Genomic DNA, 6,384 nt, shown 5'->3' on the forward strand with positions numbered 1-6,384 from the left:
GTCCCGCAGGCCCGGCTCCCCCTGGCCGAGGCCACCCTCGCCGACCTGCGCTCGGCGGGCCGCGCGCCGGGCCTGGAGCTCGTGGGCGACGAGGGGCTGACCGACGCCCCCGAGATGCGGGACCACGAGCTCGCCGCCCCCGAACCCAAGGCCTGAGCCGTGGACGAGATGCACTCCCCCAGCCTGATCACGACCGACCCGGCCATGTCCGTGCCCGGCCTCCTGGCCGCGCGGCTCGAACGGTCCCCGGACAGCACCCTGGTCGAGCGCAGCTCGGCCCTGGGGTCGGTGTGGACGCCGATGAGCACCCGGTCCTTCGTCGACGAGGTCACGGCGGTGGCCAAGGGGCTGGTCGCCCGGGGCGTCGAACCGGGCGACCGGGTCTCGATCATGAGCCGGACCCGGTACGAGTGGACCCTGCTCGACTTCGCGGTCTGGGCCGCTGGAGCCGTGCCCGTGCCCGTCTACGAGACCTCCTCGGCCGAGCAGGTCGCCTGGATCCTGTCCGACGCCGGGGTGCGCCTGGCCGTGGTCGAGACGGCCGCGCACGCCGCCGTCACCGAGACCGCCCGGACGGGTCTGACGACCCTGCAGGACGTCCTCGTGATCGACGAGAACGCCGTGGCGAGCCTCGTGGCCGAGGGACGCCAGGTCGACGACGAGGAGATCGAGCGTCGCAGCGCACTCGCCGGGATGGACGACCTCGCGACGATCATCTACACGTCGGGGACCACGGGCCGGCCCAAGGGGGTCGAGCTCACCCACGGCAACTTCGTCAGCCTGACCCTCGAGGGGGTCGCCGGGCTGGGCGAGGTCGTCGCGACCCCCGGGGCGCGCACCCTGCTCTTCATGCCGCTGGCCCACGTCTTCGCCCGGTTCATCCAGGTGCTGTGCATCCCGTCGGGGGCCGTGCTCGGCCACACGGCGGACACCAAGAACCTCATCGGGGACCTCGGGACCTTCCGACCGACCTTCATCCTCAGCGTTCCGCGGGTCTTCGAGAAGGTCTACAACTCGGCCGAGCAGAAGGCCGCGGCGAGCCCGGCGCGGCTGCGGCTGTTCCGGTGGGCCGCCCAGACCTCGATCGCCTTCTCCCGGGCTCAGGACGAGCCTCGTGGAGCGGGCGTCGGGCTCCGCGCCCAGCACGCCCTCGCCGACCGGCTCGTGCTGCGCCGGCTCCGGGCGGCCCTCGGTGGGGCCGCCGAGTTCGCGGTCTCCGGCGGGGCTCCTCTCGGTGAGCGGCTCGGGCACTTCTTCCGTGGCCTCGGCCTGCAGGTCCTCGAGGGCTACGGCCTGACCGAGACGACAGCCCCGACCGCGGTCAACCGTCCGGGCGCGACGCTCATCGGCACGGTCGGGCCGCCCTTCCCCGGCGCCTCGATCCGCATCGGCGAGGGTGGCGAGATCGAGGTCAGCGGGGCTCACGTCTTCCGCGGCTACCACAACAACCCCGAGGCGACCGCCGAGGCCCTGCATGAGGGGTGGTTCCGCACCGGGGACCTCGGGAGCCTCGACGCGGACGGCTACCTGACCATCACCGGGCGCAGCAAGGAGATCATCGTCACCGCGGGCGGCAAGAACGTCGCCCCCGCGATGCTCGAGGACCGGCTGCGGGGCCACCCGCTGGTGAGCCAGGTCGTCGTCGTCGGGGACGGTCGACCGTTCATCGGCGCCCTGGTCACCCTCGACGCCGAGATGCTGCCGGGGTGGCTCACCGGCCACGGCCTCCCCCCGATGGACCTCGCGACGGCCGCGCGGAGCAACGCCGTCCTCGCGGCCCTCGACCGCGCCGTCGAGCGCACCAACGAGGCGGTCTCCCGGGCGGAGTCGATCCGCAAGATCGCGGTGCTACCCGCCGACTTCACCGAGGCCAACGGGTACCTCACGCCGTCCCTGAAGGTCCGCCGCGCGGCGGTCCTTCGCGACTTCGCCACCGAGATCGACGCGCTCTACGCACGCTAGGCCGTCCTGGCGAGGCCCGGGCCGCAGCCGCGGATCGGCGATCGGGATGGCGACGGGCCGGCCGGCAGGGACCGGCCGGCCCGTCGCATCAGGAGCGGAGCGCGATCAGTGGTGCCCCTGGCGGTGGGAGTCCTCGGTGTAGCTCGGTGCCGTCTCGTGCGGGGTCGCCGCGTCGGACCACCGCAGCAGGGCAGCCAGGCCGTCCACCACGTCGATGCTTCCCTCGAGGGCGAAGGTGACCCCGGCATCCTGGGCGAGGGCGGCCCGCAGGATCGCGACGTCCGCGCGCATCTGGCGAGCATCCTGCTCAGACACCCCGAGCGCGTCGAGCTCGGAGCGCCGGGCGGCGATCTCGAGGGGACCGGGGCCGACCCACAGCTCGCTCTCGCCGACCTGGGCCGGGGTGCCCGCCGCGTCCTCCACGATCACGAGCTCGGCGACCTGACCGCGCCGCAGGACGTCCAGGACGTCCCCGAGTGAGGTGACGGCACCGGCGCCGCGCCCGAGGCCCTCGCGCAGGCGGTCCGCGACGCCCTCTCGACGCCGCGCCCGGTAGGCCTCGACCACCCGGTGCAGGTTCTCGGCGAACGCGTCCTCCTTGACGCCGTCGGCGCGGGACCCGCCCGGCACCTCGGTCATGATCTCGGCCGTCGGTCGCCCGACCGCGTCCCGGATCAGCGCCACGGCGCGGACGTCCCCGGTGATCAGCACCAGCTCAGGCCGGTGCTCGACGACCGCACGGTCCAGCTCGGTCGCGACGGCCTCAGCGTTGCGCTCCCAGGAGTCCTCGACCCGCGACTGCATGCGGCGGTGGGACCAGCCCCCCGCCCGCACCTTGTGCAGGACGTCGTGGTCCCCCTCGACGTGCTCGAGCTGCTCGTCGGGCCGGTGGCTGTCAGTTCCCGACCAGGACAGGTCGGCGCCCTGCCGGTCGACCTCGACGAGCAGGTAGCGCACGGCCTCGTCGGCGGCCTGCGCGGCCGGCATGAGGGCGGGCACACCGTCGTGGAAGGCCTCGTCCCGGGACGGGGCGTCCGCGAGGATCCGGTCGAAGAGGATCTCCTCCCCCGCCGCGACCACGAACCGGCCGTGGCGACCTGGCACATGGGTGGGTCGCAGCACCGCCTCGGCGACGACCGCGAGGGTCGCCTCGGGGGCGCCGTGCTGCTCAAGGGTCCGGCGGAGGCCCTGCCAACGGTTCTTGACGTCCCGGTCCCCTGCCTCGTCGGCGCGGGTCACATCCAGGCTCACGGTGGTCAGGGGACCGTCGTGGTCCAGCAGCGGCTTGAGCGAGTCGAGCTTCATCGAGCACCTCACGATCGGGTCGAGGAGGACGGCGGCGATGCCGACCTGTCGTGCCCTCTCCACCCTGGTTCACCGGGGCGCAGAACGCCACCCCGCAGCGCCGACGACCGCAGGTGGCCTGCTCAGGCCGACTTCTCCCGCGGGGTGCGCTTGGCGTCCTTCTCGCGGGGCACGATCGTGGGGTTGACGTTCTCGAGCACGACGTCCCGGTCGACGACCACGCGTGCGACGTCGTCGCGGCTCGGGACGTCGAACATGACCTGCTGCAGCACCTCTTCGAGGATCGCCCGCAAGCCGCGGGCACCGGTCCCTCGGAGCAGCGCCTGGTCGGCGATCGAGTCAAGGGCGTCCGGGGTGAACTCGAGCTCGACACCGTCGATCTCGAACATCCGCTGGTACTGCTTGACCAGGGCGTTGCGCGGCTCGCTGAGGATCCGCACCAGCGCGGAGCGGTCCAGCGGGGACACCGTGGTGATGACGGGGACCCGGCCGATGAACTCGGGAATGAGCCCGAACTTCAGCAGGTCCTCGGGCATGACCTCGCCGTAGACATCGGTGTCGTCCGCGGAGTGCAGCGGTGCTCCGAAGCCGATGCCGCGACGACCCGCGCGGGAGGTGATGATCTCGTCCAGACCTGCGAAGGCCCCGGCGACGATGAACAGGACGTTCGTCGTGTCGATCTGGATGAACTCCTGGTGCGGGTGCTTGCGGCCACCCTGGGGTGGGACCGACGCCGTCGTGCCCTCGAGGATCTTGAGGAGGGCCTGCTGCACCCCCTCGCCCGAGACGTCACGGGTGATCGACGGGTTCTCGCTCTTGCGGGCGATCTTGTCGACCTCGTCGATGTAGATGATCCCGGTCTCGGCCTTCTTGACGTCGTAGTCAGCGGCCTGGATCAGCTTGAGGAGGATGTTCTCGACGTCCTCGCCCACGTAGCCGGCCTCGGTGAGGGCCGTGGCGTCAGCGATCGCGAACGGGACGTTGAGCATCTTCGCAAGGGTCTGGGCGAGGTACGTCTTGCCGCAACCCGTGGGCCCGATGAGCAGGATGTTGGACTTGGCGAGCTCGACCTGGTCGGCGTCGCCCTTGGCGGCCTCACCGGCCTGGACGCGCTTGTAGTGGTTGTAGACCGCGACGGCGAGCGAGCGCTTGGCGGGCGACTGGCCGATGATGTACTGCTCGAGGAAGTCGAAGATCTCGCGAGGCTTGGGGAGCTCGACCATGCCCACCTCGGTGGCCTCGGCCAGCTCCTCTTCGATGATCTCGTTGCACAGGTCGATGCACTCGTCGCAGATGTAGACCCCTGGGCCCGCGATGAGCTTCTTGACCTGCTTCTGGCTCTTGCCGCAGAAGGAGCACTTGAGCAGGTCCGCGCCGTCTCCGATGCGTGCCACTGCACTCTCCTCCCTGGGGCCACCGACGGCGGCCCTCACCTCCACCATTGCACACCACGGTGGCCCTGCTGTCAGCACGACCGGCCGCACCGGGCGTGTCCTTCACCCGGTCCGGGCCACGCGTCGTGCTGCGGGGCCCGGACCGGAGGGGCTCAGGCCTTCGGCTGGGCCGTCTTGCGGCTCTCGAGGACCTGGTCCACCAGACCGTAGTCGAGGGCCTGGGCCGCGCTGAGGATCTTGTCGCGCTCGATGTCCAGACGGACCTGGGACGCCTCCCGGCCCGCGTGGAGCGCGATCGTGTCCTCCAACCACTCGCGCATGCGGATCAGCTCGTTCGCGTGGATCTCGATGTCCGAGGCCTGCGCGTAGCCGCCGCCCTCGAGGGCGGGCTGGTGGATCAGCACCCGGGCGTTCGGCAGCGCGAGCCGCTTGCCCGGCGCACCGGCCGCGAGCAGCACGGCGGCGGCCGAGGCCGCCTGCCCGAGGCACACGGTCTGGATCTCGGGCTTGATGTACTGCATCGTGTCGTAGATCGCCGTCATGGCCGTGAAGGAGCCACCGGGCGAGTTGATGTACAGGATGATGTCCCGGTCCGGGTCCTGGCTCTCGAGGACGAGGAGCTGGGCCATGACGTCGTCGGCCGAGGCGTCGTCGACCTGCACGCCGAGGAAGATGATGCGGTCCTCGAAGAGCTTGGTGTAGGGGTCCTGGCGCTTGAAACCGTAGGCGGTGCGCTCCTCGAACTGCGGAAGCACGTACCGCGAGGACGGCACGCCGTGGGGCAGGGCCGGGATGCCGGGGGCGGCGCCGGAGCCGCCCGCCAGCGCTGCGGCGCGGGAGATGTACTGGTGCTCGGTGCTCACGGGTACTCCTTGGTGGTGTGGGAGACGACGGCGGGCCGGGGGCTCTCCGGCCCCGGGTCAGGACGCGGTCGTGCCACCGCCTCCGCTGACGGAGCCAGCGTGGGTCACCACGTGGTCGATGAATCCGTACTCGAGCGCCTCCGCCGCCGTGAACCAGCGGTCACGGTCGGAGTCGATGTTGACCTGCTCGGGCGTCTTCCCGGTCTGCTCGGCGATGAGTCCCGCGAGCACGCGCTTCATGTGCAGGATCAGCTCGGCGTTGATCCGCACGTCGGTCGCGGTCCCACCGATGCCACCGGACGGCTGGTGCATCAGGACCCGCGTGTGGGGCGTCGCGTAGCGCTTGCCCTTCGTGCCCGAGGACAGCAGGAACTGGCCCATCGAGGCCGCGAGCCCCATGCCGACCGTGGCGACGTCGGGCTGGATGAACTGCATCGTGTCGTAGATCGCCATCCCGGCCGTGATCGAGCCGCCCGGAGAGTTGATGTAGAGGAAGATGTCCTTCTCGGGGTCCTCCGCGGCGAGCAGCATGAGCTGCCCGCAGATCGCGTTGGCGTTCTCGTCACGGACCTCCGAGCCGAGCCAGATGATGCGCTCGCGCAGCAGGCGGTTGTAGATCGTGTCGTTCAGGCCCATGCCCGAAGTGTCTCCCCGCGCGGCGCGCGGGGGCTGTGCGTGGCCTGTCATCTCGTTCACGGCTCTCCCTCGTCCAGCCTGCCCCGGGCGACTGCGGCCCGGGTCCTCAACGTGTCCAGCGACCCTAACGCGCTGCGCGCGGCGGTTCCGGCCCCGGCGGGGCCGTTTCGCTGACGGCGCACGCGCGGCGCACCGGTCGCAGGCCGCCCTCGTGATGCGCCGCC

The 6,384-nt window shown here is 71.4% G+C and carries 5 protein-coding genes; 1 reads left to right on the forward strand and 4 read right to left on the reverse strand.

Annotated features, from left to right (window positions below; translation table 11 throughout):
• Positions 1-159: 159 nt before the first annotated feature.
• Positions 160-1,962, forward strand: a complete 1,803-nt coding sequence (locus L0B03_RS12465) for a long-chain fatty acid--CoA ligase (RefSeq protein WP_374204945.1) — start codon at positions 160-162, stop codon at positions 1,960-1,962.
• A gap of 105 nt (positions 1,963-2,067) precedes the next feature.
• Here L0B03_RS12465 and L0B03_RS12470 read toward each other — a convergent pair whose 3' ends face one another.
• From L0B03_RS12470 to L0B03_RS12485, 4 genes are all read right to left on the reverse strand, one after another.
• The gene (locus L0B03_RS12470; protein WP_250446199.1) at positions 2,068-3,267 is read right to left on the reverse strand and encodes a Vms1/Ankzf1 family peptidyl-tRNA hydrolase; all 1,200 of its coding nucleotides are present in this window, start codon (positions 3,265-3,267) and stop codon (positions 2,068-2,070) included.
• Between the two features lie 122 nt (positions 3,268-3,389).
• Positions 3,390-4,661 carry an ATP-dependent Clp protease ATP-binding subunit ClpX gene (gene clpX / locus L0B03_RS12475; RefSeq protein WP_250446200.1) on the reverse strand — a complete coding sequence of 424 codons (1,272 nt, stop codon included), beginning with the start codon at positions 4,659-4,661 and terminating at the stop codon, positions 3,390-3,392.
• Positions 4,662-4,813: 152 nt separating this feature from the next.
• Entirely contained in the window at positions 4,814-5,524 is a 711-nt protein-coding gene (locus tag L0B03_RS12480; RefSeq protein ID WP_308200048.1) for an ATP-dependent Clp protease proteolytic subunit, read from the reverse strand.
• Between the two features lie 57 nt (positions 5,525-5,581).
• The gene (locus L0B03_RS12485; RefSeq protein WP_250446202.1) at positions 5,582-6,160 is read right to left on the reverse strand and encodes an ATP-dependent Clp protease proteolytic subunit; all 579 of its coding nucleotides are present in this window, start codon (positions 6,158-6,160) and stop codon (positions 5,582-5,584) included.
• Positions 6,161-6,384 lie beyond the last annotated feature (224 nt).

Origin of the sequence: Actinotalea sp. C106, assembly GCF_023630195.1 — a bacterium.
Classification (GTDB): Bacteria; Actinomycetota; Actinomycetes; order Actinomycetales; family Cellulomonadaceae; genus Actinotalea.

Coding starts and splice junctions, on each gene's coding strand:
- L0B03_RS12470 (WP_250446199.1), bottom strand. CDS start 3,267: ATGAAGCTCGACTCGCTCAAGCCGCTGCTGGACCACGACGGTCCCCTG.
- L0B03_RS12485 (WP_250446202.1), bottom strand. CDS start 6,160: ATGGGCCTGAACGACACGATCTACAACCGCCTGCTGCGCGAGCGCATC.